Origin of the sequence: Desmospora activa DSM 45169 (genome assembly GCF_003046315.1) — a bacterium.
GTDB lineage: Bacteria > Bacillota > Bacilli > Thermoactinomycetales > DSM-45169 > Desmospora > Desmospora activa.
The window spans coordinates 1,164,681-1,188,999 of the sequence record NZ_PZZP01000001.1; the positions used below are offsets into that span (position 1 = coordinate 1,164,681).

The window sequence follows — 24,319 nt, forward strand, 5'->3', positions numbered from 1 at the left end:
CGGGGCTGTGTATTCCAAATTGGATGAATTGGCCGCAAGGCGGCGTCGGGTGGAGCAGGGCGGCGGTGATGATAAAGTTCGGGCGCAACATGAGAAAGGAAAGCTGACCGCCCGAGAACGGATTGATTTACTGTTGGATGAGGATACGTTTGTAGAATTAAATCCCTTTGTCGAAAATACCGCTGCCGATTATGGCGAGGCACCCGGTGAAGGGGTGGTAACGGGATACGGTAAGATCCATGGGCGTTCGGTCTATCTATTTGCCCAGGATTTTACCGTATTCGGCGGCTCCTTAGGGGAAATGCATGCGCAGAAGATTGTGCGCATCATGGATCTGGCGGCTAAAAACGGCGCTCCCATCATTGGTTTAAACGATTCCGGCGGCGCGCGTATCCAGGAGGGGGTCGTATCCCTCGATGGCTATGGTCAACTCTTTTATCGCAATGCTATCTACTCCGGTGTGGTGCCGCAGATCTCCGTCATTATGGGTCCATGTGCCGGCGGTGCCGTCTATTCTCCAGCGTTGACCGATTTTGTTTTTATGGTGGAAGGATCGAGTCAGATGTTTATCACCGGACCCAAGGTGATTGAAACCGTGACAGGGGAGAAGATTTCGGCGGAGGATTTGGGCGGTGCTCGCGTCCATTCTACCCTGAGCGGCAATGCCCACTTTACGGCGGAATCGGAACCGGAAGTGCTCAATCAAGTACGTCGCCTCCTTTCCTTTTTACCGCAAAATAATGTGGAGGACCCGCCGCGAACTTATTGTAAAGAGGATGACGGCTGGACCGAGGAACTGGTGGACCGGGTGCCGACCGCCAGTACAAAGGTGTACGATGTACGTGGGGTGATTGATGCGGTGGTCGACCAAGGCGATTTTATGGAGGTACATCAGTCCTTCGCCAAAAATATTGTGGTCGGCTTTGGCCGTATCGACGGTCAAGTGGTGGGGATTGCCGCCAATCAGCCAAAGATGATGGCCGGTGGTTTGGATATCGATTCCTCGGACAAGCTGGCCCGCTTTATCCGTTTTTGTGACAGCTTTAATATTCCACTGGTAACTTTTGTGGATGTAACTGGCTTTTTACCGGGTGTCAACCAGGAACATCGGGGTATTATCCGCCATGGAGCCAAAATTTTGTACGCTTATTCGGAAGCGACGGTTCCCAAAATTACGGTGATTACTCGCAAGGGATACGGAGGGGCCTATGTCGCCTTAAATAGCAAAGCGATCGGAGCCGATATCGTCTATGCCTGGCCCAATGCCGAGGTAGCAGTGATGGGACCGGAAGGTGCAGCTAATATCATCTTTCACCGCGAGATTCAAGAGGCGAGCGATCCGGCGGCGACTCGAGCTGAGAAGATTGAGGAGTATCGGGAGAAGTTTGCCAATCCGTATGTAGCGGCTGCCAAGGGTATGGTGGATGATGTGATCGATCCCCGGGAGACGCGGCAAAAGTTGAAGCAAGCGCTGGAGATGCTCAAACAGAAGCGGGAGACGCGCCCGGCGAAAAAACACGGCAATATTCCGCTATAGGAAAGGGGAGGCCGCTTTGAAAAGGGAAGAAGAAAAACCGTTGGTGCTGCGATTGGTCGGTTCCGGGAGGGATGCCCACCAGCGCTTGCGCTTACGACACGCTTATGGCGTCACTTTTATCCGTGGAGCACGGGATCGTTCTCCCTGGCGCGAGGAAGGGCGGCGACATCAATTGTTGATCGGCGGGATGCAACGGGAACAGCGGTCATGGTTGGATCGGAGCGAACAGCGGCGGTTGCCGCCTCGTTCCGCTGATAAAGGCGGGTCATAAGGGAAGGAGGGCGAGGATAGTGGGTGACCAAAATTGCGCTGCAAGCTCCTAGCTTTCGGCTATGGGGATAAGGCGCTCACCGCTAGGCGACTATGGATGAAGGTAGAGGTTTTTAGAACCTCCCGGATTTACCCGTGAGGAGGCTCAGTTGACGCTGTGAATGGAGAAGGCATATATTGAAATTTGAGTTGCTGGCGAATGGGAAGAATCCAATGCCCCAACAGAGGGTTTTGGCGGATACCAGGAAAGGGTGGCGTGTAAAGTCCACTTCCTGGTAAGGAACCTTGCCACGTAGCGAGCCCTGGCAGTGCAGCGGCCAAATATATACATAATACGAAAGTTGGGATGAACATGAGTATAATCAATCAGCAACGGTTGTTGGATGAATTTTTGCAGTTAGTGGGAATTGACAGTGAAACCGGGGATGAGCGGGAAATTTGTGATCACTTGCAGCAAAAGCTGACCGCTCTCGGTTTTACGGTGGAAGAAGATGATACTACTGCTGTGACAGGGCATGGAGCTGGCAATCTAATCGCCACATTGGAGGGGAATCTGCCAGATGCTCCTGTGATCTATTTTACCTGCCATATGGATACAGTGGCACCGGGTAAAGGAGTAAAAGCGCGAGTGGAGGGGGAGTATGTCGTCACCGACGGAACCACAGTATTGGGAGCGGATGACAAAGCAGGATTGGCCGCTCTCTTGGAAGGGGTACGCGTAGTCAAGGAGCAGGGCGGAAAACATGGAACGATTCAATTTATCCTCACGGTGGGAGAAGAATCGGGCTTGCTCGGCTCCAAAGCTTTAGATCCAGCCAAAGTAAAAGCAGACTTTGGGTTTGCGATTGATTCCAACGGCCCGGTGGGGGATATTATCACTTCGGCCCCTTCTCAAGTACGCCTGGATGTAAAAATTGAAGGAAAACCGGCCCATGCCGGTGTCAATCCTGAGGAGGGTATTAGCGCCATCCAAGTAGCCAGCCGTGCGATTTCCAAAATGCCGTTGGGAAGGATCGATCATGAAACGACGGCCAACATCGGTAAATTTCAAGGGGGCTCCGCTTCCAATGTGGTGCCGCAGTGGGTGGAGATTTTGGCGGAAGCCCGCAGCCGGGATGAAAAGAAATTGGATGTACAGGCGGCCAAAATGAAGTCGGGATTTGAACAGGCAGCGGCTGAGCTCGGTGCACAGGCAGAAGTAACTGTGACCAAAATGTATCCCGCATACAAATACGAGGAATCGGATCTGGTGGTACAAAAAGCGATGGCGGCGGTCAAACGAGTGGGACGGGAACCGCGGTTGTTGGCCAGCGGTGGCGGTAGCGACGCCAATGTGATCGCTGGGCACGGTATCCCGACGGTAAACCTTGCAATTGGCTATGAGGAGATCCATACCACCAACGAGCGGATGCCGCTAACCGAGTTATATAAGGCGGGGGAACTGGTCGTCGCATTGATCGAAGAGAGCAATCAGACAGCAACAAAAAGGTGAGTATAAGCAGGGATGTCAATCTTTGAACACTCCCTGGCTTTGTTGAAACATCAATTTTCGAACGAGTACCCGGTAAGGGATGGATCGTGTAAATAACCACGTTGTCTACCCTTGCCGGTCTTTTTGTTCTGATATACTGAAATCGATGTCCCGTCATCGATAAAGGGAAGGGGAAGATTCGAAATGGCGAGAATTGAATCGTTTTTGTCGGCACGTCAATTTCTACGGCCGCAGTGGGTGGGAAATCAACTTTATTTTATTAGTGATTTGGGTGGTCATCTAAGTCTATTTGTGATGGATGAGGCAGGGAGTGTACCGCAGCCGTTGTTACCGGCCGATATTGCATTGCAGAATCCCGATTTGATCGGCGGGGAAGCGTATCGGGTGTTTCCAGACTTGGGAAAGATTTTGGTGATGATCGATTCTGACGGGGATGAAAATTATCAGCCGATGCTGATTCCACAGGAAGGAGGATTTCCGGAAGCGGCTTTTGCAGAGGCATTAGCAGAATATCGTGTCCATCTCGCCGCAGCTGATTCGGAAACAGGGAACGTCTACTTTTCGGCGGAGTCGCGAAGGGAATCGATCCGGGTGGCCTTTCGTGGGAATCTGACTACTGGCTCGTTGCAGAAAATGTTTCAAAGCTCTTGGGATCCCTGGGTCGCAGGGGTTGCCAAGGATCACTCGCAAGCGATTATCATGGACTCCTATACCATGGGAGATCATGTGTTGTACTTATGGCACGAAGGGGGGCACGATCCCACTCTTCTCTATGGGAAGCCGCTGGAACAAAGGGCAAAAGGGGAGCAGGTTCCCCTCAACGCCATATCCGACTGTTGCTTTATAGACGAAAACAGTCTGCTACTGCGCACGGCGTTGTTTGAAGATACATATGGAGTGGGACTTTTGCATCTAAACGCCCCCTCCCAGATTCATCCTGTAGCGGTGAAGGGGATCATACACCAAGGGGTAGGAGAGCTGGTTTCTCTCAAGCCTCTCCACGACGATCGTTTTTTGGTGGGATACAATATTGACGGGGTCTCCTGGCTGTATGAAGGGAGCTGGAACCCCTCCACAAAAGAAATCACACTTGATACGGTTATCTGTGGACAGGCACCATTGGCTGAGGGTGTACTAAAAGCCGTCTCCTACGATAAAGAAAACGATTGCTATGCCCTCGCTTTTTCATCAGCGACCTCTCCCATCCAGCTTTACACAGTGGAAGGGGCGGATCGTAAAACGGTGATTCAACGGACACGGGAGCGTGCATTGGGTTTGGATCATAATCGGTTGGCAGCGGGAGAGGACGCTTCCTTTACTTCTTTTGACGGTTTGCGCATATCCGCTCGTCTGTATCTGCCTGCGCCGGAACTGGGCTATCAAGGGCCACGCCCACTGGTCTACTATATACACGGTGGTCCACAAGGGCAGGAGCGGCCGGACTTTGCCTGGTTTTCCATGCCGCTGATTCAATATCTGACTTTACGCGGCTTTGCCGTTTTTGTTCCTAATGTCCGCGGCAGTGTCGGATACGGCTTAAACTATACTAAACAGGTGGACCACGACTGGGGTGGAAATGATCGACTCGATCATGTTCATGCCATGAAAGGTTTGGCGGAAGATGCTCGCGTTGACACCTCTCGGGCAGCGGTGGTGGGTCGTTCCTACGGTGGTTATATGACCTTGACACTGGCTGCGCGCCATCCAGAATTGTGGTCGGCGGCAGTGGATATGTTTGGTCCATACGATCTGATCAGTTTTATGGAGCGTCTCCCTCCCACCTGGAAACCCTACTTTGAAATTGCCTTGGGCCATCCGCAAAAGGACCGCGAATTTTTGCAAGAACGTTCCCCTAAAACCTATATCGAAGCGGTACAATGTCCGTTATTGGTGATTCAGGGCAAAAACGATCCCCGGGTAGTAGAAGCTGAATCTCAGGATGTAGTGGATCGTCTGCGCTCTTTGGGTAAGGAAGTGGAGTATCTGTTGTTTGAGGACGAAGGGCATGATGTACTCAAAATTAAAAACAGAATCCGATGCTACAATGCGATCGCTGACTTTTTTGTGAAAAAGCTGCGTCCATGAGCAAAGCACCCATCATTATGATGGGTGCTTTTTACTGCAGTCGTGCTTCTTCTCGCATGCCCCCTCCTTCCTGCGCATAGATTCATAGGTAAAAGGGATGTCGGAGAGAGGGTTGAAGATGATCATCTGGAAAAAGGGAACGGTTCTCCGCGTTTTGGAGGAGTCCGCGATGTTTCAGCGAGTGAGGGTGAAAATGGAAGCGGGAGAAGAAGCATCGGCGGTTCATTATCCGCTGCTGTTGGGACAGACGGAGCCGGGGGATGAAGTGTGGCTCAATACGACAGCGGTGGAGCTCCAACTGGGAACAGGCGGGGACCATTTTGTAGCGGGCTGGGTTTCAAAAAGACCGGAAAGCTCTTCCCCGCAAGGGCACATTATGAAGATGCGCTACACACCTTGGCAGATTGCGGTGTCGACGGGGGAAGAGGTGGGAAATCCCTATCGAAGTGCCGTCATGGGACGAAACTCCTTGGATAGTTGGCCCATCCTTTTAGGAGAATTGCATAGTATGTTACCGGCGGTGATATCCGTTTGGCGGCATCGCTCTCTCCAGGAGGGAAGGTGTCCCCGCATTGTTTATATTATGACTGATGGCGGTGCACTTCCTCTAGCTATGAGCCAACATGTGAGGCGGTTAAAAAAGCTGGGTTGGCTGTATGCCACTGTGACGGTGGGGCATGCTTTTGGGGGGGATGTGGAGGCAGTCAATCTGCATTCTGCCTTGTTGTTAGCGCGATATGGTTTGAAAGCGGATCTGGTGTTTGTCTCCATGGGGCCAGGCATTGTTGGAACCGACACCCCCTTTGGCTTTAGCGGAGTAGAGCAGGGGGAAGCGGTAAACGCGGTAGCTGCTCTGGAAGGGATGCCGATCTTTATCCCCCGCATCCAAGGAGAGGATGGCCGTAAACGCCATCAAGGAGTAAGCCATCATACCTTGACCAACTTAACACGGGTGGTACTTACTCCGGCGGAGGTGCCAGTGCCGCGGCCGTTGCCGGTGAGAGTACAGACGCAAATGGAAAGCATTCCCCAGCATCACCACCTGATTTCTGTCCCGATAACGGAAAAAGAGGTTGTTGAATTCCTTAAGATCTATCCGGTTTCCATTCAGAGTATGGGAAGAAAGGTAGCGGAGGATCCTCTCTTTTTTCGCACGATATGCGCAGGAGCGCTACATCTGTGGAAGCGCTGGTTGAACCTGACGGATGGTCGCTCCGGTGTAAAGGCGAGTGGCGAGAAAAGTGATTTAACTCGATAACCCTTAACAGGAAGGCACAAATGTACCTTCCTGTTAAGGGTAATGCCCATCAAGGGCGGGCTTATGAAGCGATTTTTCTCGCGGTGTGGAAGGCGAGACCCTCCCCGGATCGCGCCTTATGGTTTAGGATGTTGCCGGCAAAGGGCTTGTTCCCGAAGTTGCAGCCACTCGGTCAGTGTAAGTGAGCGGGAGGACCAGCGCCGGAGGGCGGCTCGTACCTCCCACCCCTTACCCACAATGCGCAATCGATCGGGTCCGGTTTGGATATACATGCTGTTTCCCCCCATTCTTCTTTTTCAACAGCCTACGACATTTGGTGAAAATTATTCATTATCGGGTCTGTTGATTTTTGGGGTAAAGCAGGTTTGATTCATTTTTAATTGTACAACCCTACCCCAACGGAAGAACTAGTGTATAATGGGGACGGAAAACGGGAGGGAAGCATCGATGAGCCGACTGGAAGAAAAAACGATTCAAACCACACCGATTTTTGCGGGTCGCATCATTCAAGTACAGGTGGATGAAGTGGAGTTGCCCGACGGTAGGCGCGCAAGCCGTGAATTAGTGAAACATCCAGGCGCTGTCTCCATCCTAGCACTGACAGAAGAACAGAAGATTGTACTGGTGCGCCAATTTCGTAAACCGTTGGAGAAAACAATTTTAGAACTTCCCGCCGGTAAATTGGAGCCCGGCGAAGCTCCCGTTGAATGTGCAAAACGGGAATTAAAAGAGGAGACGGGCTATACCGCCGACCGTTTGACCAAGGTTGCCGGCTTTTACACGTCCCCAGGCTTTGCGGATGAATATTTGCATATTTATCAAGCGGAAGGGTTGAAAAAGGGGGAAGCGATTCCCGATACAGACGAATTTGTGGAAACGGTGGAACTAACCCTGGAGGAAGCCTTTGCCCGATTGGCAACAGGAGAAATCGATGACGCCAAAACGGTAGTTGCACTGTATATGTGGCAAAATCGAGTGATGAGTAAATGAAAACGATTTTTGCTGACATGCATATCCACATTGGCCGCACGGTGGACGGATTACCGGTTAAGATAACAGCTTCCCGCAATCTCACTTTTGACCGCATTCTGCAGGAAGCGTCCCAGCGTAAGGGTATGGATTTGATTGGGATTATTGATGCCCATTCGCCGCCGGTGCAAAAGGAGATTGCCACCGGGTTGGCGGATGGGCGCTATCAGGAATGTCCGGGGGGCGGGATCCGTTTTGGATCGACGACCGTTATTCTGGGGGCGGAGATTGAGATTAGGCGAGAAGGCCAGGGAGCGGCTCATGTACTGGCTTATTTTCCTCATTTTGAGGCGATGTGCCGGTTTACTCGATTTTTATCACGGTATGTGCGCAATCCCCAATTAAGCACGCAGCGTTTTTACGGATCGGTGGAAGCATTACAGAATCAGGTAGGGGAATTAGGGGGACTATTGGTTCCTGCTCATGTGTTTACTCCCTTTAAAAGTGTTTACGGTAACGCTGCCAATCGCTTGTCCCAGGTATTCCGGTTGGATCGGTTGGCGGCGGTGGAGCTGGGCCTCAGTGCTGATACGGCGATGGCGGATCGCATTAGGGAATTGCACACATTTACGTTTATCACTAATTCCGATGCCCACTCTCTCCCCAAAATCGGCCGGGAGTATCACGCTGTCGAGGTGACTACAGCCTGTTTTGACGAGTGGAAAAAGGCACTTTTGCGACAAGAAGGCCGGCGAGTGTCGGCCAACTACGGATTGGACCCCAAATTGGGCAAATATCATCGCACCCGTTGTGCCGATTGTGATGCATTGATACCGAACGCAGCCGAAAAGGCTTGCCCGGTCTGTGGCAGTCGCAATGTGGTGATGGGCGTGTTAGATCGGATCGAGGAGATTTCGGATGGCGATGGAGCCTCCCCCGACCATCGTCCCCCGTATATTCATCAGGTGCCGCTGGAGTTTATTCCGAGGCTGGGTCCCAAAACCCTGGATAAATTGGTAGAACGATTCGGTTCGGAAATGAATATTCTTCATCGTGCACCCTTGGAAGCAATCGCGGCAGTAACTCATGTGGACATTTCGCACTATATCGGGTTAGCGCGTCAAGGTCGCCTTACGGTGGAAGAAGGGGGTGGTGGGGTATATGGGCGGGTACGGCGGTCGCAATAAAAGTAACGAGTACGACTTTTGGCTGGTGAACTCAACAAAAAGTAGGATCGGGTCCCGCTATATGGTGGGGCATTTTTCATGCTTGCGGTTGAATGAAATGATGATGGGTTTAGAGTATAATCTACCGTATGGATCGATGGAGTACTTCCATACTGGATTCCAAAGGAGTCGAAACCATGGATTTTTCTTTGATTCTTACAGCTTTAGGTGTGTCGTTTGGATTAACCGTATTGTTTGGTCCCTTGGTGATCCCGCTGCTAAGACGGCTGAAGTTTGGGCAGGCCATTCGACAGGAAGGGCCTCAAGCCCATCAAGCCAAAGCGGGCACTCCAACCATGGGCGGGGTTATCTTTCTGACGGCGTTGGTGTTTACCGTGATCCCGGTGAGTAAAATGTTTCAGGTGGACAATACCTTTGCCGATATCTTTTTTCTGTTGTTCGCCATTTTGGGTTATGGGATCGTCGGTTTCCTGGATGACTACATAAAAGTCGTGATGAAACGGAACCTCGGATTGACATCTCGACAAAAATTACTGGGACAGTTGTTTATCGGTTGTGTTTTGTTCTGGGTGTTGTTGGAGGTACGGGTGAACCGGGGGCAGTATGAATCTATTTCCGAACTGCACATACCGGGGACAGAGATCCAATGGGAGCTAAATTGGCTGTATCTGCCTTTGTTGGTGCTGATCTTGGTGGCTGCTTCCAATGCGGTCAACCTGACCGACGGCTTGGATGGATTGGTAGGCGGCACAGCTGCAATCGCCTATGGCGCATATGCCATTATTGGTCTGATGCAGGGAAATCCTCATGTCGTCATCTTTTCCACTGCAGTAGCCGGAACGATGCTAGGATTCCTCGTTTTTAACGCCAATCCCGCCAAAGTGTTTATGGGAGATACCGGTTCTTTGGCGCTGGGCGGCGGTCTTGCTGCGCTGGCGGTCATTACCAAGACAGAGCTGTTGTTGGTGTTGATCGGCGGGGTGTTTGTGATTGAGACTCTCTCTGTCATCATTCAGGTGATCTCATTCCGCTTTACCGGAAAAAGAGTCTTCCGTATGAGCCCTCTACATCACCACTTTGAGTTGGTCGGATGGTCAGAGTGGAAAGTGGTAACCGTATTCTGGTCCGTAGGTATCCTGTTTGCTGCTGCTGGAATCGGGTTATATGCCCTGACGGGCTAACTCTCTCTTTTCTCTCATTTTCTCATTCTATTTTTGTTGTTTGCTTCATAGAGTGAGGGTGAGAGCGTAAAGGAGGGGGAGTCCCGTGAAACGGAACAAAAGTCGTGTCGGCCGTGTCGGCCGTGCTAGTCAAGTGTTGCAGTCCCATGTGCAAAACCAGATGTCGTTGTATCTGTTTGTGGTTGTCCTATTTATGATGGGCGTTATTTTTGGGGCGGTTATCGTCAATACTTTATCCCCCGTACAAAAGGAAAACCTCCTCACTTACCTGGGGCACTTCTTTAGGGGGATGGCGCAGGATTCGATCGCTGAACCCCGTGTCGCCTTTCAACATACTCTGGGAGATCATCTGAAGACGGTAGGGCTGATGTGGATCCTGGGTGTAAGCGTAATTGGGATGCCATTGATCTACGTGCTGATTTTTATCAAGGGGCTGGTGATCGGCTTTACCGTCGGTTTTCTGGTTAACCAACTATCCTGGCAGGGATTGTGGTTTGCTTTTTTGGCGGTGGTCCCTCACAATTTGTTGGTAGTGCCCGCCCTAATGATTGTAGCGGTTGGCGGAACGGCTTTCTCGATGTTATTGGCCCGAAATCGGTTGATTCTGCGGCGCGGAACGATTTATCCCCAGTTTTTATCCTATTCGATTATGGTGACGGCGATGGTTGGCGTACTAGTGCTTGCTTCCTTTTTTGAAGCCTATGTCTCTCCTGTTTTAATGCGGTGGGTGATACCGACGGTCTAGTTTCTAGATATAGATTAAAATAATTTCAATTTGATACATTTTATAATGTATTTGACTTTCCTTTTAAGCCTCCCCTATAATGATGTCAGGAGCGCAGGGGGGATGGAGATGGAAGAGAGAGTCAAACAAATCAAGCAGCAATTGTCTGCGCACAGTTACAAATTAACCCCCCAACGGGAAGCAACCGTCCGCGTCCTGCTGGAAAACGAACAGGATCATCTCAGCGCGGAAGATGTCTACCTGTTGGTCAAGGAAAAAGCGCCCGAGATCGGTTTGGCCACCGTGTATCGTACACTGGAGCTCTTGAGTGACCTACAGATCATCCATAAGCTTAACTTTGGAGATGGGGTAACCCGTTATGAGTTTCGGGCGGAGGATGCAGAGCACCATCATCATCATCTGATCTGCCTCCATTGCGGAACGGTGGACGAAATTACCGATGATTGGTTGGGGCCGATTGAAAAACGGGTGGAGAAGGAATTTGACTTTCAGATTATCGATCACCGGTTGACCTTTCATGGGATCTGTCACCGGTGTAAAGATCAAGTGAAAGATCCCAAAAAATTGGTGGGTTCCAAAGTAACGTGAGATCACCCAAGATCTCACGTTTTTTGTGTATGAAGTTATGGTTGTCGGTGGTATGATAGTAGGGGAAAAGGAGGAGTGACGCATGATTGTCGGTGTTCCCAGAGAAGTGAAAGATAATGAGAATCGGGTGGCCATCTCCCCGGCGGGAGTGGACGCGTTGGTGGGAGCCGGACATGAAGTTTGGATTGAGCAGGGAGCCGGAGAAGGGAGTGGTTTTCCGGATGAAGCTTTTTCTGAACACGGTGCCCGAATTGTGCCAGATGCGACTGATGTCTGGGGTGGAGCGGAATTAGTTTTAAAAGTGAAAGAGCCACAACCTTCGGAGTATGATTACTTCCGCGAGGGACTTAATCTATTTACTTATTTGCATCTGGCGCCGGAACCGGAACTGACCCGGGCGTTGATGGAGAAAAAAGTAACCGCGATCGCTTATGAGACGATCCAGTTGGATAACGGATCACTGCCCTTATTGACGCCGATGTCGGAAGTGGCGGGCCGGATGTCGGTGCAGATCGGCGCTCAATTTTTGGAGAAACCCCATGGAGGAAAAGGGGTTCTGCTTGGTGGCGTTCCAGGAGTATTGCCGGGAAATGTCGTTATCATCGGCGGTGGGGTCGTCGGCACCAATGCCGCTAAGATGGCCTTAGGATTGGGTGCTAATGTGACGATGCTGGATTTAAATCCGGATCGTCTGCGCCAGTTGGATGATATTTTTCACGGCCAAGTGCGTACATTGATGTCTAACCCTTATAACATGGGACAAGCAGTGCAAAACGCGGATCTCTTGATCGGTGCCGTGTTGATTCCCGGACACCGCGCTCCCCGCTTGGTGACGGAGGAAATGGTAAAGACGATGTCCCCTGGTTCCGTGATTGTGGATGTTGCCATCGATCAAGGGGGGTCGATTGAGACAATCGATCGAGTCACCACGCACAGCGATCCTGTTTATATCAAACACGATGTCGTCCACTATGCGGTGGCCAACATACCGGGAGCGGTGGCGCGGACCTCCACCTATGCCTTAACCAATGTGACGATTCCATATGCGGTGCAAATTGCCAATAAAGGAGTCGAACAGGCGTTGAAGGAGAGTCGACCGTTGGCTCGCGGAGTCAATGTGATCGATGGGCATGTCGCTTATGAAGCAGTGGCTCATGACCTTAACCTGCCTTTCCGCCCACTGGACGATATTCTTGAAGAGCCAGTTCTGGGCTAAAGGCATATCCGTTTGTCATCACCCATACAATGGGGTAAACAGACGGAAAGGACGACCCCTCTGATGTTTTCTCTACGGCGTGTGGCGGATTGGATCCAATGGTTGACCATGTTTATCATCTGGACGATGATTCTCTATCATGTCATCGCCATCCTCTCTTCCTGGATGGAGCCCGACCATCGTTACGGTGAACCGAAAGGACGTGCCGTTAAAGTATTTGCTCCATCCGCCGGTCAGACAGGGTATGAGACGCTGTGGATGGAGATCGGGGATCGCCTGCGCTTGTTTTACCGTATGGGAGAGTAAAGAAACCGCTGCAGGGTGACCTGAAGCGGCGTTTTTTGTTGTGTATTTGAGGGGGCGAGGTTGTTGAAATCGTATCGACGAATGGCATTAATCGTGTTGGACAGTGTGGGGATCGGGGCATTGCCGGATGCCGAAAAATTTGGCGATGTCGGTGTACACACCGTGGGCAATATCGCCAAAGTACGGGGGCTGAAGTTACCCAATCTGGCGTCTCTCGGTCTATTTAACATTGAGCCGGTTACTGGGAACGATCCAGTAGAGCATCCCCGCGCGCATTACGGAAAAATGGCGGAAGTCTCCGCCGGTAAAGATACAACCACCGGTCATTGGGAGCTGATGGGGGTACATACAACAAAGCCTTTTCAAACTTATCCCCATGGTTTTCCTGACGAATTGATCCGGTTATTTAAAGAACGAACCGGTCGTGGAGTACTGGGAAATAAACCGGCTTCCGGCACGGCCATCATTGAGGAGTTAGGAGAGCAGCACCTAGCCAGCGGCGATTGTATCGTCTACACCTCGGCGGATAGTGTATTTCAGATTGCAGCGCATGAGGAAGTAATTCCGCTGGACGAGCTGTATCACATCTGCGAGATCGCCCGGGAACTTACCCTGGATGACCGCTTTGCGGTAGTACGGGTGATTGCCCGTCCCTTTATCGGAAAGCCAGGTGCTTTTAAACGGACTGCCAACCGTCGCGATTATTCAGTAAAGCCACCTGATGTCACTGTGATGAATCAGTTGCAGGAGGCGGGACTGGATTGCATCGGTATCGGCAAGATTTCCGATATCTATGATGGGGAAGGGATTACCCGTTCAATTAAGACGACGGATAATATGGACGGTGTGGATCAACTATTGTCGGTGATGAGTGACGCTTTTCACGGTTTCGCCTTTGTCAATTTGGTTGATTTTGACTCCAAATTTGGCCACCGCCGCGATCCGGAAGGGTATGGGAACGCCTTGGAAGAGTTTGATCAGCGCCTGCCACACATTTTGGAGTCGGTGGGCGAAGATGATCTGCTAATCATTACTGCTGATCACGGCAACGATCCCACTTATAAAGGAACGGATCATACACGGGAGTATGTGCCACTGTTAGTGTGGAGCCCGTCGCTGCGTGAACCGGGGGCATCCTTAGGCGTACGAAAAACGTTTTCCGATGTGGGTGCGACGGTGGCTGCCAACTTCAGGCTGGCTGCTCCTCCCCATGGAAGCAGTTTCTTAGCCGATCTAATGTGATTAAAGTTTCGAATCCGGCCTGTTGTTTCCGCGTATTGGGAGGGATTTTTGAAAGCGAAGTGCCTTTGCTGTGCCACTCAGCGGAAGTCACAGAGGGGCAGGGAAAAATGGGCAACATGTTTGAGCGACAGCGAGTTTTGCCCGCTCCCGCCTTCTGTGGCTGAAGCGGACAGTTCCCCCCTCTTTGTAAACAGCAAGAGCACGCAGCCTCAAAAATCTTCTCCCTAAATCAGCAGATAACACACATGAAAGGAGAGGATCATCGATCATGAAACCGATGGTACAACAAGCGCAGGAAGCTGCTGCATATATTGGTAAGCGATCCGGTCACCGACCGGTAATTGGGCTGGTGCTGGGATCGGGATTAGGGGTGTTGGCAGAGGAAATTCGCCATGCCGATGTGATTCCTTATGAGGAGATCCCCCATTTTCCCGTATCTACCGTGCAAGGACATGCCGGTCAATTGGTCCTGGGGGAATTGGAAGGACAAACGGTGGTTGCGATGCAAGGCCGTTTTCATTATTACGAAGGATATGGATTGGACCAGGTGACTTTTCCCATTCGAGTGATGAAAGATCTAGGTGTGGATCGATTGATTGTCACCAACGCCGCCGGCGGAATCAATCTGGACTTTGGTGCAGGTGATTTAATGCTGATCCAGGATCATATCAACTTGATGTTTAACAATCCGCTGTTTGGTCCCAATGCGCCGGAATGGGGCGTTCGTTTTCCCGATATGTCAGACGCCTACGATCCTTCTTATCGTCAATTGGCGCGGCGAGTAGCGGAAGATCAAAACGTCTCTCTGCGAGAAGGGGTTTATGTCGGGCTGACAGGGCCTACTTATGAAACACCGGCAGAGATTCGGATGTTGCGAAAGCTGGGTGGAGATGCAGTCGGCATGTCTACTGTTCCCGAAGTAATCGCCGCCCGTCACGCAGGGATTCGTGTCCTGGGTATTTCTTGTATTTCCAATCTGGCGGCGGGCATCCTGGATCAACCCCTTTCTCATGATGAAGTGATGGAGACCGCAGAGCAGGTAAAACCTCGTTTTATTCGGTTGGTAAAAGGAATTATCAAAGATATTCGTTCGGTATGACTATGGGTGAGAGAAAGGGTGAAAAGGGATGGGGCGTTATGAGCAAATCCAAGCAGCTAAAGAAATGATTCAAAGCAGAAGTTCACATCAACCGGTGATCGGCTTAATTTTAGGTTCTGGTTTAGGGGATTTGGCTGATGAGATTGAAGCAGCGGATGTGATTGCATATACCGATATCCCTCATTTTCCGGAATCGACTGTGGAGGGACATGCCGGTCAACTGGTAATCGGGAGGCTGGCGGGGCAAACCGTGGTGGCGATGCAGGGACGCTTTCACTATTATGAAGGGTACTCGCAACAAGAGGTTGTCTTCCCGGTTTATGTGATGAAAGCACTGGGGGTTAAGACGTTAATCGCTACCAATGCTTGCGGTGGGATGAACGCCGCTTTCCAAGCGGGGGATCTGATGGTGATTGAAGATCATCTCAATATGACAGGCAGCAATCCGCTGCTCGGCCCCAATGAAGAGCGGTTAGGTGTCCGTTTTCCCGATATGTCCAACGCTTATGATAAAGATTTGATCCAATTGGCTCACGACGTCGCGGAAAAACAAGGGCTTTCCTTGCAACAGGGGGTGTATGCCGCTATTAGCGGACCCGCCTATATGACACCGGCAGAGTTGGTGATGTTGCGCAACCTGGGCGGTGATACCGTCGGCATGTCGACCGCTCCTGAAGTGATTGCCGCACGTCACTCTGGCTTGCGATGTCTCGGTATCTCCTGTATCACCGATATGGCGATTGGAGAAGAGTTGGAGCCGCTAACCCATGAACAAGTCGTAGAGGTGGCCAATCGGACCAAACCGCGCTTTATCCGCTTGGTAAAAGGGATTGTGGCAGAGGTGGCGGTGTGATGAGAGCCTCTGAAATGATTCGGAAGAAACGGGATGGGGTTGCGCTTTCATCGGATGAGCTCCGTTTTCTGATTCAGGGATATGCCGAAGGGAAAATCCCTGATTATCAGCTGTCAGCCTGGGCGATGGCCGTTTATTTCCAAGGGATGGACGCCCGCGAAACCGCTGATCTCACCTTGGAGATGGTACGATCCGGGGATGAGGTGAATTTATCGTCGATTCGCGGAATCAAGGTGGATAAACACAGTACCGGCGGGGTGGGAGATACCACCACCTTAGTGTTGGGGCCGATGGTAGCGGCTTGCGGTGTTCCGGTGGCCAAATTATCCGGCCGCGGGTTAGGCCATACTGGAGGAACGGTAGACAAGTTGGAGTCATTTCCCGGTTTTTCCACCAGCTTAAGCATAGACGCTTTTATCCAACAGGTTAATGATATTGGTATCGCGTTGATGGGGCAAACGGCGGATCTTACCCCTGCCGATAAACAATTGTACGCGTTGCGGGATGTGACGGCAACGGTGGATTCGATCCCGCTGATCGCCAGTTCCATTATGAGCAAAAAGATAGCGGCTGGGGCCGATGCGATTGTATTGGATGTAAAAACGGGTGCCGGTGCTTTTATGAAAACGGAGGAGCGGGCGCGGGAGTTGGCCGAAGCGATGGTACGGATCGGCAAGCATGTCGGCCGCCGCACGATTGCAGTGATCAGCGATATGGATCAACCGCTGGGTCGGGCTGTCGGCAATGCATTGGAAGTGCGTGAGGCCATTGAGACACTGCGGGGAGAGGGGCCGCCAGATTTAACGGAGCTCTGCTTAGAGTTGGGTGCCTATATGCTGATTCTGGGCGGACGTGCCGATACACCGGAAGAAGCGAAGGCACTCTTGCGGGCTCGAATCAACGATGGTACCGCCCTGGATCAACTACGCCGCTTTGTACAAGCGCAAGGAGGAGACACCCGTGTGGTCGATCATCCGGATCTCCTACCACAAGCGGATGAAGTGATAGCGGTAAAAGCGAAACGCTCCGGCACCGTGGCTGCGATGGAGGCGGAAACGATCGGCCTGTGTGCCATGAAACTGGGTGCTGGTAGAGAAACGAAAGAATCCACCATCGACCACGGAGTTGGAATCGAATTAGAGAAAAAAGTAGGGGATTCCGTACAAGCGGGGGATACGCTAGCCACTCTGCATATACGGAAAGGTGGACCGGTGGCGGAAGTGAGTGAAACCTTACAGTCCGCCATCAGCATCACCGATACAAACGTCTCCCCTCCGGTACAGATCAAAGGAGTCGTCACACCGGATGATGTCTAAGCGTTCCTAAGGGAGCGCTTTTTATATTTTTCCATGGAATATTCCTCCTCTCTGTCGCTCAAACTAGGGACACCACCAAGAGGAGGGAAGCATTGATGCAAATGCGATTCTTTATGGGAATGTTGGTATCCTTCTTGACGCTATCAGCGGCAGTTCCGACCCCGCTTGCCGCTGCGGCGGAAGGGGAACTAAACCTGGCACCGGATGCGCGTTCCGCCATTTTGCTGGATGCAGATACCGGTACAATCCTCTATGAAAAAAACAGTGATGAGTCCCTTCCCCCGGCAAGTGTCACTAAAATAATGACCATGCTTTTAATCATAGAGGCCTTAGATCATGGGAAGATTTCTTTTGATGATTCAGTTCGAATTAGTGAACACGCCGCCTCCATGGGGGGATCCCAGATCTATCTGGAACCGGGGGAGGCGATGACGGTAAAGGATTTATTTAAAGCGGTGGCGGTGGGTAGCGCCAATGATGCTTCCGTCGCCTTGGCCGAACATATTGCGGGAACGGAAGAAGCGTTTGTTGCGCAAATGAATGAACGAGCGGCAAAATTAGGGATGAAAAACACCCGATTTCAAAATCCAAACGGTCTTCCCGCCAAGGATCACCACACCAGTGCCAAAGATATCGCCGTGATGTCACGAGAACTCCTCAAGCATAAAGGAGTGACCGAGTTTACTCGTATTTACGAAGATTACTTGCGCAAAGAGACGGACAATCCGTTTTGGCTGGTTAATACCAATCGCTTGGTCAAGTTTTACGAAGGCATGGATGGCTTAAAAACCGGATTTACCGCTGAAGCGAAATATTGTCTCTCCGCTACTGCCAAACGGGGGAATTTTCGCTTAATCGCCGTTGTGATGGGTGAACCCAATCCCAAGGCTCGCAATCGCGAAACTACGCGAATGTTGGATTACGCATTTAGTCAATTTACCAATCATGTCGTCTATCGCCAGGGTGATCCGATCGCCCACCTACATGTCGATAAAGGGTTACGCAATCAAATCGATGTTCGTGCCCCACAGCAGTTTAGTATTTTGATTAAAAAAGGGGAAAATCCCGACCAATATCGTACACGTCTGCAATGGGAAGAGCTCAAAGCCCCCATTCAAAAAGGGGAACGATTGGGTCGGGTGTTGGTGGAGAAAGACGGAAAAGTTGTATCACAATTGGAGCTGCTGTCTGCGCGCGATATTCCGCGGGCTGGCTCGTGGACGCTGTTTAAGCGTACGTTGAAAAAGATGCTGTTTCTGCCGGAGGAAGCACCACCGGTTGAAGAAGTTCCCAAATGAATCTCCCCGAAAGTTTTGTTCTGTATCTCCAAAGGGGATATCGAGTAAAGCGTCATTCATCTCACCGCTTTGAAGTAGGAGACTTCTGACGCAAAAAAGGTTAAAAACCATCGACAAAAAGAGCCTCTCTATGACAGAGAGGCTCGATTTTTTTCTTCTTTTGTCGGATGGCAGGAACCGATATCAATCCCGTGGAATGGAAGGAGAGCATGGGATCGGACAAACCAGATTCAGCAGGGGGGAAGCGAATATGAGTTTATATGTGGATGTATCCCACAGACGGAACGTACTGATCGTCCGCCTGGCAGGGGAATTGGACCACCATACCGCCACAGAGGCACGGCAACGGATGGATACGGAGTTATCCAAGGGAATTTATGCCCATATGATTCTCAACCTGTCCGAGCTTTCGTTTATGGACAGTTCCGGTTTGGGTGTGGTATTGGGGCGGTATCGACAAATCTCGGAGCAAGGTGGAAAGTTGTTTTTATGTTCGGTTCATCCCTCGATTCATCGCTTGTTTGAATTGTCGGGGATGTTTAAAATACTATCACTCCACGATAATGAACATGCAGCATTAAGCGCTTGCGGGGTGGCATCATGAGTGATTTTTACAATGTGATGGAGCTTCGGTTTGCCAGCCGTTCGGAGAATGAATCTTTTGCCCGTGTTGCGGTTGCCTCATTCATTTCGCAATTGGACCCCACCATGGAAGAGTTGACCGATATTAAAACAGTTGTGTCAGAAGCGGTAACCAATGCCGTCATCCATGGATATGAAGAGCGGACTGACGGAATGATCACCATCCGTACCGAGATTCATGGTACCGAAATGGTGATTACGATCGAAGATGAAGGTATCGGGATTGCCGATGTGACGGAAGCGCGCCAACCACTGTATACATCCAAACCGGAGTTGGAACGTTCCGGCATGGGATTTACCATCATGGAAAACTTCATGGATCAGGTGGAAGTGGAGTCAAAAGTGGGAAAAGGAACCCGGATTCACTTAAAGAAGCGCCTTAAAACCCAACAGCAGACCATTCGGAATTGAGGGTGGGTGGATCCATGGATTCCGATGTACGTAATTCCAGACATAAACATCTGTCCGACACTGAAGTCAAACAATTGATCCAATCCAGCCAAAAAGGGGATACCGAGGCGCGCGACCGGCTGGTTCGTCACAATATTCGGCTTGTTTGGTCTGTGGTGCAACGTTTTCTTAACCGCGGGTATGAGGCGGAGGACCTCTTTCAGATTGGTTGTATCGGTTTGCTGAAAGCGGTGGATAAATTTGATCTTAGCTACGATGTGAAATTTTCCACTTATGCGGTGCCGATGATCATCGGAGAGATTCAGCGCTTTCTGCGGGACGACGGCATGGTAAAAGTGAGTCGTTCGTTAAAAGAGCTATCCAACCGCATTCGCAAGGGAAAAGATGAATTGACTAAACGGCTGGGGCGTTCTCCCACGGTACAGGAATTGGCGGAGGAGATGGGGGTGACCGCGGAGGAAATTGTGTTTGCACAGGAGGCCAACCGTACTCCATCATCGATTCATGAAACGGTTTATGAAAATGACGGTGATCCGATTACCCTGATGGATCAAATATCCGATGAATCCGAGGAGGCGTGGTTTGATCAATTGGCTTTAAAAGAAGCGATGGAACAGTTGGAAGAACGGGAGCGCTTAATCGTTTACCTTCGCTATTTTAAAGATCAGACTCAGTCGGAAGTAGCGGAGCGTTTAGGAATTTCACAGGTACAAGTCTCTCGCTTGGAGAAAAAAATCATCCGGCGCATGCGTGAGGAGATGGATGGTGCCGGTTAAAAGAAGGAGTTTAAATGTGAGTGATACATTTTCATCATTTAAGCTTGATTGCGACGCTTGTCCAACGGACGGGCGTTTTTTGTATGGTCGACGGGAGGGCGACTCATACTAAAGGAGCGAGAAAGCTTTTAAAAGGGAAGGGATCACGGTGTCCAAGGTGGTTTACATCCAGATGAAAAAGCGAATCCATGCTGTAAAGGGACCACTTTTGCTCGGACAGGTGGCCAATATCCTGGCGGAAGGAGAGGAAGAAAAGCTGAAACACTTGCCGGTGACCCAGTATTATCCCCAGGAGAACCCCGTCGCCCTGGTAGAATGGATGGATGTGGTGCGCGTGTTGTCACATCACTATCCCCATTGGGATATCCGGCAGGTGGGACCGCCACACACTATCGTGGAGAGGATCTCACCGCCGCCGCGATCCCATATATTGTTGGCGTTCCTGGTGTGGGTTTTATTATTTATCGGCTCTGGTTTGGCGATTATGAATTTCCATGCAGATGTCAGTATGTCCTATGTACATCAACGCATCCATTATCTGATGACAGGGATTCGTTCAGAGCGTCCCTTGCTGTTGCAAATTCCATATTCCATCGGGATCGGCTTAGGGATGGGAATCTTTTTTAACCATGTATGGAAGCGTAAGTTTAACGATGAACCAACCCCGTTGGAATTAGAAGTCTTTTTGTACCAAGACAGTATTGATCAATTTGTGATTGACCATGAAAAAATGAAACGGGCGAAGGGACATGATTCTTCTTCTTGAGACGCTTGAGGTGATGGTGGGGTTGGCGGGAGGGCTTGCGGTCGGCAGCGGATTGGTAGCGTTTTTGACGGTGTTGGATGTAATTCCGCGGTTGACAGTATTAACCCGTAGCATCAGTCGGATTCACTGGTATGAAGGCGCTTTGGTGATGGGGGCGGTCGTTGCCACCTGGGTCGATTTTCGTGGTTGGCACGGTCTGGACTGGATGATGGTGGCTGTACCCCTCGTCGGCTTAATTGCCGGTTGCTTTGTCGGTTTACTGGCGGCGGGATTGACGGAAGTATTAAACGTATTGCCGATTTTAGCAAAGCGCTTGGGGATGCAGAGCCGCCTTCCCTGGTTGTTGTTGGCGATGATTTTTGGGAAAGTGGTGGGTTCGCTGTTTCAGTGGCTAGTATTTTGAAAGAAAGGTGTGATCATGAGATGGGTACGTTTTGGTCCGCTTTTTTAGTTGGTGGTTTAATCTGTGTGGTGGGGCAGTTGTTGATGGATCTGACGCCCCTAACCCCGGCACACGTTCTCAGTCTGTTGGTAGTGGTGGGAGCGGTGATGGACGGGTTGGGCTGGTATGAACCGTTGATTCAGTTTGCAGGTGCGGGGGCAACCGTTCCCATCACCAGTTTTGGCAATGCGCTCGTACACGGCGCGACAGCTGAAGGAGAAAAAAGCGGTGTAGTCGGGGTATTGACAGGAATCTTTGAGATTACCAGTGCCGGTATATCCGCCGCTATTATTTTTGGCTTTTTGACCGCCTTGGTCTTCCGGCCCAAAGGTTGAAGGATATGAATAAGCGTAAGGTGATTTTGATCACAGACGGGGACAAAGTGGCAAAGGAAACGGTAGAGTATGTGGCGCAGAAAGTGGGAGGACGTTGTATCTCTGCTTCCGCCGGCAATCCCACCCCTTTGTCGGGTGCGCAGTTGGTGGATTTAATTCAAAGTGCAGCGTATGAACCGATACTGGTGATGTTTGACGATTGTGGTTCCAAGCACAAAGGAAAAGGGGAACGGGCTCTGGAAGTGGTGGCGAACCACCCGGATATCGATGTGCTGGGGGTGGTCGCGGTAGCCTCCAATTGTTCCGCAGCAGAAGGAGTCGCTGTTGACATCGCCTTGGATCAAGAGGGTCGTGTCGTCAGTCATGGTGTCGATAAAGACGGAGTGGAACTGGCACAAGAACCGTTGCGTATCATCGGAGATACCGTGGATGTGTTGCGGCAGTACCATTTTCCGTTGGTGGTGGGGATTGGAGACGTGGGGAAAATGAAGCACCACGACGATCGCATGTGGGGAGCGCCAGTGACAACCCAGGCGGTTCGTCTGATTATGGAAAAAAGCGGAATATAAAACCGTTCTCAGTTAAGCCTTTTGTCCCTTGGCAAGAGGATGTAAATGTGATATCCTCTTGTCAAATTGAATCGGTTTGACTTAAAAGATGATGTCATGTCTGCATGCGTAGAGGTGCGAATCTGCATCAGTACCTTTCTGGAGAGCGGGGATCGAGGAAAGAAAGGGAAAGGGCGATTCGCCGAAGTGTGGGGGGAAACCCGTTCCCACCATGCTGGTCTTTCGCCGAACAGGCGACGGACTGCTGCAACAGCTAGTTGTGGAGCGCTACCATCGGAAATGGGAGTTCAAGCAACAGACGCATGCGTCCGTTGCTTTTTTAGTTCAGGAATCGGAGGCCGAAAAAATGATGTATTTATATGGAAACAGCCGGATCAATGAAAAAGGAAACTTGGAGATTGGCGGATGTGATACGGTAGAATTAGCAGCGCAATGGGGTACGCCCCTATATGTAATGGATGAGAAATGGATTCGGCAGCGGATGAAACAGTTTGTGCAAGCCTTTCAGGCAACCGGCCTCGCTTTTCAAGTGGCATATGCTAGCAAAGCCTTTAGTACCTTGGCGATGTGTCGGTTGGTTGATGAAGAGGGGCTTCATTTGGACGTCGTGTCTGAAGGGGAGCTCCATACGGCGTTGGCGGCGGGCTTTCCCCCTGAACGCATCTACTTTCACGGGAACAATAAGACACCGGCGGAGTTGGTAAAAGGGCTGGAGGCGGGTATTCGCCTGTTTGTAGTGGATAATTTTACAGAATTGCAACTGCTGGAATTGTTGGCTCAGGAGCGAGGAATGAAGGTGCCGGTATTGTTGCGGACAACACCGGGGATTGAGGCGCATACCCATGATTACATTCAGACGGGCCAGGAAGACTCCAAATTTGGGTTCGATCTGGGCAGCGATCAAGTGTATAAAGCGGTTCAAACCTGTATGAAATCGCCGGCTCTTCATCTGGAAGGATTTCATTGCCACATCGGTTCGCAAATATTTGAAGTGGAGGGCTTCCGTTTAGCGGTGGGCAAAATGGCGGAACTGATCCGCAATTGTCAGGAACGCTATGGCACCCATACGAAAATATTGAACCTGGGTGGAGGCTTTGGCATTCGCTATCAAGCAGACGATACCCCCTTAGAACCGGCAGATTATGTGGAAGCGATCGCCGAGGAAGTGAAGCGAACCTTTTCTGAGGAAGAACGGCCGGAGATTTGGTTGGAACCGGGGCGTAGCCTTGTGGGCGAGGCGGGTACGACTCTGTATACTGTAGGCAGTATCAAAGAAATTCCGGGTGTGCGCAAATATGTGGCTGTGGATGGGGGCATGAGTGACAATCTCCGCCCCGCTTTATATCAAGCTGCCTATGAAGCGCATCTGGCCAATAAAGCAGATCAAACACCGACGGAGACAGTGTCGATCGCCGGCAAGCTGTGTGAAAGCGGAGATATGTTGATCTGGGATACGGTCTTGCCGTCGGTGGAAAGCGGTGATATCTTGGCGGTCGGCTGTACCGGTGCTTATAACTACTCGATGGCTAACAACTATAATCGTATGCCCCGACCGGCGGTCATCTTTGTTGCCGACGGGAAAGCAGAGTTAGTCGTTCGCAGGGAAACCCTGGACGATCTCATCAGCCAGGATGTGATTCCGGAGCGATTAAAAAGGAAAAAAGTGACCACTTTTTAAAGCAGAAAAAATATATTTCCCTAATTTAGGTAGTTATTTTTTAACAATCGCGAACGAT

The 24,319-nt window shown here is 50.9% G+C and carries 26 protein-coding genes and 1 riboswitch; of the genes, 25 read left to right on the forward strand and 1 reads right to left on the reverse strand.

Going from position 1 to position 24,319, the window contains the following annotated elements; translation table 11 throughout:
- Positions 1 to 7: 7 nt before the first annotated feature.
- From C8J48_RS05700 to C8J48_RS05720, 5 genes are all read left to right on the forward strand, one after another.
- Positions 8 to 1,537 carry an acyl-CoA carboxylase subunit beta gene (locus C8J48_RS05700; RefSeq protein WP_107725373.1) on the forward strand — a complete coding sequence of 510 codons (1,530 nt, stop codon included), beginning with the start codon at positions 8 to 10 and terminating at the stop codon, positions 1,535 to 1,537.
- Between the two features lie 16 nt (positions 1,538 to 1,553).
- A complete protein-coding gene (locus C8J48_RS05705; protein WP_107725374.1) occupies positions 1,554 to 1,808 on the forward strand; it encodes a hypothetical protein in 255 nt (84 codons plus the stop codon).
- A gap of 357 nt (positions 1,809 to 2,165) precedes the next feature.
- Entirely contained in the window at positions 2,166 to 3,299 is a 1,134-nt protein-coding gene (locus C8J48_RS05710; RefSeq protein ID WP_107727599.1) for a M20/M25/M40 family metallo-hydrolase, read from the forward strand.
- Positions 3,300 to 3,482: 183 nt separating this feature from the next.
- On the forward strand, positions 3,483 to 5,384 hold the full coding sequence (locus C8J48_RS05715; protein WP_107725375.1) for a S9 family peptidase: 1,902 nt from the start codon (positions 3,483 to 3,485) through the stop codon (positions 5,382 to 5,384).
- A 118-nt stretch (positions 5,385 to 5,502) separates the two neighbouring features.
- On the forward strand, positions 5,503 to 6,642 hold the full coding sequence (locus C8J48_RS05720; protein ID WP_170105197.1) for a DUF3866 family protein: 1,140 nt from the start codon (positions 5,503 to 5,505) through the stop codon (positions 6,640 to 6,642).
- Positions 6,643 to 6,758: 116 nt separating this feature from the next.
- Here C8J48_RS05720 and mciZ read toward each other — a convergent pair whose 3' ends face one another.
- Positions 6,759 to 6,914, reverse strand: a complete 156-nt coding sequence (mciZ, locus tag C8J48_RS05725; protein ID WP_170105199.1) for a Z-ring formation inhibitor MciZ — start codon at positions 6,912 to 6,914, stop codon at positions 6,759 to 6,761.
- 175 nt (positions 6,915 to 7,089) lie between these two features.
- On the opposite strand from mciZ, the gene C8J48_RS05730 reads away from it, so the two are divergent.
- The 20 genes from C8J48_RS05730 (at position 7,090) to lysA (ending at position 24,261) form a co-directional block, all read left to right on the forward strand.
- On the forward strand, positions 7,090 to 7,632 hold the full coding sequence (locus C8J48_RS05730; protein ID WP_107725378.1) for an NUDIX hydrolase: 543 nt from the start codon (positions 7,090 to 7,092) through the stop codon (positions 7,630 to 7,632).
- Positions 7,629 to 8,798, forward strand: a complete 1,170-nt coding sequence (locus C8J48_RS05735) for an endonuclease Q family protein (protein WP_107725379.1) — start codon at positions 7,629 to 7,631, stop codon at positions 8,796 to 8,798. Before C8J48_RS05730 ends, C8J48_RS05735 begins: the two co-directional genes overlap by 4 nt.
- 176 nt (positions 8,799 to 8,974) lie before the next feature.
- Entirely contained in the window at positions 8,975 to 9,979 is a 1,005-nt protein-coding gene (gene mraY / locus C8J48_RS05740) for a phospho-N-acetylmuramoyl-pentapeptide-transferase (protein WP_107725380.1), read from the forward strand.
- Positions 9,980 to 10,064: 85 nt separating this feature from the next.
- Positions 10,065 to 10,724 (forward strand): stage II sporulation protein M, encoded by a 660-nt coding sequence (gene spoIIM, locus C8J48_RS05745; protein ID WP_245891072.1) that lies wholly within the window; start codon positions 10,065 to 10,067, stop codon positions 10,722 to 10,724.
- Positions 10,725 to 10,832: 108 nt separating this feature from the next.
- Positions 10,833 to 11,312 carry a ferric iron uptake transcriptional regulator gene (gene fur / locus C8J48_RS05750; protein WP_107725381.1) on the forward strand — a complete coding sequence of 160 codons (480 nt, stop codon included), beginning with the start codon at positions 10,833 to 10,835 and terminating at the stop codon, positions 11,310 to 11,312.
- Positions 11,313 to 11,394: 82 nt separating this feature from the next.
- Positions 11,395 to 12,528, forward strand: coding sequence for an alanine dehydrogenase (gene ald, locus C8J48_RS05755; RefSeq protein WP_107725382.1), 1,134 nt, complete (start codon positions 11,395 to 11,397; stop codon positions 12,526 to 12,528).
- 63 nt (positions 12,529 to 12,591) lie between these two features.
- Positions 12,592 to 12,834 (forward strand): DUF4227 family protein, encoded by a 243-nt coding sequence (locus C8J48_RS05760; protein ID WP_107725383.1) that lies wholly within the window; start codon positions 12,592 to 12,594, stop codon positions 12,832 to 12,834.
- Between the two features lie 81 nt (positions 12,835 to 12,915).
- Positions 12,916 to 14,076 (forward strand): phosphopentomutase, encoded by a 1,161-nt coding sequence (locus C8J48_RS05765; protein WP_107727601.1) that lies wholly within the window; start codon positions 12,916 to 12,918, stop codon positions 14,074 to 14,076.
- Positions 14,077 to 14,353: 277 nt separating this feature from the next.
- Positions 14,354 to 15,175, forward strand: a complete 822-nt coding sequence (locus C8J48_RS05770; protein ID WP_107727602.1) for a purine-nucleoside phosphorylase — start codon at positions 14,354 to 14,356, stop codon at positions 15,173 to 15,175.
- Between the two features lie 28 nt (positions 15,176 to 15,203).
- Positions 15,204 to 16,028, forward strand: coding sequence for a purine-nucleoside phosphorylase (locus tag C8J48_RS05775; RefSeq protein ID WP_107725384.1), 825 nt, complete (start codon positions 15,204 to 15,206; stop codon positions 16,026 to 16,028).
- Entirely contained in the window at positions 16,028 to 17,344 is a 1,317-nt protein-coding gene (locus tag C8J48_RS05780; RefSeq protein ID WP_107725385.1) for a pyrimidine-nucleoside phosphorylase, read from the forward strand. Before C8J48_RS05775 ends, C8J48_RS05780 begins: the two co-directional genes overlap by 1 nt.
- 95 nt (positions 17,345 to 17,439) lie before the next feature.
- Entirely contained in the window at positions 17,440 to 18,642 is a 1,203-nt protein-coding gene (locus C8J48_RS05785; RefSeq protein WP_107725386.1) for a D-alanyl-D-alanine carboxypeptidase family protein, read from the forward strand.
- Between the two features lie 250 nt (positions 18,643 to 18,892).
- Positions 18,893 to 19,246 carry an anti-sigma F factor antagonist gene (gene spoIIAA, locus C8J48_RS05790; protein WP_107725387.1) on the forward strand — a complete coding sequence of 118 codons (354 nt, stop codon included), beginning with the start codon at positions 18,893 to 18,895 and terminating at the stop codon, positions 19,244 to 19,246.
- The gene (gene spoIIAB / locus C8J48_RS05795) at positions 19,243 to 19,695 is read left to right on the forward strand and encodes an anti-sigma F factor (protein WP_107725388.1); all 453 of its coding nucleotides are present in this window, start codon (positions 19,243 to 19,245) and stop codon (positions 19,693 to 19,695) included. The genes spoIIAA and spoIIAB overlap by 4 nt, the downstream gene beginning before the upstream one ends.
- Positions 19,696 to 19,709: 14 nt before the next feature.
- Complete coding sequence (gene sigF / locus C8J48_RS05800; RefSeq protein ID WP_107725389.1) at positions 19,710 to 20,471, forward strand: RNA polymerase sporulation sigma factor SigF; 762 nt, start codon at positions 19,710 to 19,712, stop codon at positions 20,469 to 20,471.
- Between the two features lie 157 nt (positions 20,472 to 20,628).
- The gene (locus C8J48_RS19180; RefSeq protein ID WP_281261214.1) at positions 20,629 to 21,237 is read left to right on the forward strand and encodes a stage V sporulation protein AA; all 609 of its coding nucleotides are present in this window, start codon (positions 20,629 to 20,631) and stop codon (positions 21,235 to 21,237) included.
- Positions 21,221 to 21,640 (forward strand): stage V sporulation protein AB, encoded by a 420-nt coding sequence (locus C8J48_RS05810; protein ID WP_107725391.1) that lies wholly within the window; start codon positions 21,221 to 21,223, stop codon positions 21,638 to 21,640. Before C8J48_RS19180 ends, C8J48_RS05810 begins: the two co-directional genes overlap by 17 nt.
- 20 nt (positions 21,641 to 21,660) lie before the next feature.
- On the forward strand, positions 21,661 to 22,014 hold the full coding sequence (gene spoVAE / locus C8J48_RS05815) for a stage V sporulation protein AE (RefSeq protein ID WP_107725392.1): 354 nt from the start codon (positions 21,661 to 21,663) through the stop codon (positions 22,012 to 22,014).
- Positions 22,015 to 22,019: 5 nt separating this feature from the next.
- Positions 22,020 to 22,583, forward strand: coding sequence for a stage V sporulation protein SpoVABEA (gene spoVAEA / locus C8J48_RS05820; protein ID WP_170105201.1), 564 nt, complete (start codon positions 22,020 to 22,022; stop codon positions 22,581 to 22,583).
- A 101-nt stretch (positions 22,584 to 22,684) separates the two neighbouring features.
- Positions 22,685 to 22,861: riboswitch (Lysine riboswitch) on the forward strand.
- A gap of 71 nt (positions 22,862 to 22,932) precedes the next feature.
- Positions 22,933 to 24,261 carry a diaminopimelate decarboxylase gene (gene lysA, locus C8J48_RS05825; RefSeq protein WP_107727603.1) on the forward strand — a complete coding sequence of 443 codons (1,329 nt, stop codon included), beginning with the start codon at positions 22,933 to 22,935 and terminating at the stop codon, positions 24,259 to 24,261.
- Positions 24,262 to 24,319 lie beyond the last annotated feature (58 nt).

Excerpts from the sequence above, each read along its gene's own strand:
- C8J48_RS05715 (WP_107725375.1), top strand. The coding sequence starts at position 3,483 with ATGGCGAGAATTGAATCGTTTTTGTCGGCACGTCAATTTCTACGGCCG.
- C8J48_RS05720 (WP_170105197.1), top strand. The coding sequence starts at position 5,503 with ATGATCATCTGGAAAAAGGGAACGGTTCTCCGCGTTTTGGAGGAGTCC.
- mciZ (WP_170105199.1), bottom strand. The coding sequence starts at position 6,914 with ATGTATATCCAAACCGGACCCGATCGATTGCGCATTGTGGGTAAGGGG.
- C8J48_RS05730 (WP_107725378.1), top strand. The coding sequence starts at position 7,090 with ATGAGCCGACTGGAAGAAAAAACGATTCAAACCACACCGATTTTTGCG.
- C8J48_RS05735 (WP_107725379.1), top strand. The coding sequence starts at position 7,629 with ATGAAAACGATTTTTGCTGACATGCATATCCACATTGGCCGCACGGTG.
- mraY (WP_107725380.1), top strand. The coding sequence starts at position 8,975 with ATGGATTTTTCTTTGATTCTTACAGCTTTAGGTGTGTCGTTTGGATTA.
- fur (WP_107725381.1), top strand. The coding sequence starts at position 10,833 with ATGGAAGAGAGAGTCAAACAAATCAAGCAGCAATTGTCTGCGCACAGT.
- ald (WP_107725382.1), top strand. The coding sequence starts at position 11,395 with ATGATTGTCGGTGTTCCCAGAGAAGTGAAAGATAATGAGAATCGGGTG.
- C8J48_RS05760 (WP_107725383.1), top strand. The coding sequence starts at position 12,592 with ATGTTTTCTCTACGGCGTGTGGCGGATTGGATCCAATGGTTGACCATG.
- C8J48_RS05765 (WP_107727601.1), top strand. The coding sequence starts at position 12,916 with ATGGCATTAATCGTGTTGGACAGTGTGGGGATCGGGGCATTGCCGGAT.
- C8J48_RS05770 (WP_107727602.1), top strand. The coding sequence starts at position 14,354 with ATGGTACAACAAGCGCAGGAAGCTGCTGCATATATTGGTAAGCGATCC.
- C8J48_RS05775 (WP_107725384.1), top strand. The coding sequence starts at position 15,204 with ATGGGGCGTTATGAGCAAATCCAAGCAGCTAAAGAAATGATTCAAAGC.
- C8J48_RS05780 (WP_107725385.1), top strand. The coding sequence starts at position 16,028 with ATGAGAGCCTCTGAAATGATTCGGAAGAAACGGGATGGGGTTGCGCTT.
- C8J48_RS05785 (WP_107725386.1), top strand. The coding sequence starts at position 17,440 with ATGCAAATGCGATTCTTTATGGGAATGTTGGTATCCTTCTTGACGCTA.
- spoIIAA (WP_107725387.1), top strand. The coding sequence starts at position 18,893 with ATGAGTTTATATGTGGATGTATCCCACAGACGGAACGTACTGATCGTC.
- spoIIAB (WP_107725388.1), top strand. The coding sequence starts at position 19,243 with ATGAGTGATTTTTACAATGTGATGGAGCTTCGGTTTGCCAGCCGTTCG.
- sigF (WP_107725389.1), top strand. The coding sequence starts at position 19,710 with ATGGATTCCGATGTACGTAATTCCAGACATAAACATCTGTCCGACACT.
- C8J48_RS05810 (WP_107725391.1), top strand. The coding sequence starts at position 21,221 with ATGATTCTTCTTCTTGAGACGCTTGAGGTGATGGTGGGGTTGGCGGGA.
- spoVAE (WP_107725392.1), top strand. The coding sequence starts at position 21,661 with ATGGGTACGTTTTGGTCCGCTTTTTTAGTTGGTGGTTTAATCTGTGTG.
- spoVAEA (WP_170105201.1), top strand. The coding sequence starts at position 22,020 with ATGAATAAGCGTAAGGTGATTTTGATCACAGACGGGGACAAAGTGGCA.
- lysA (WP_107727603.1), top strand. The coding sequence starts at position 22,933 with ATGTATTTATATGGAAACAGCCGGATCAATGAAAAAGGAAACTTGGAG.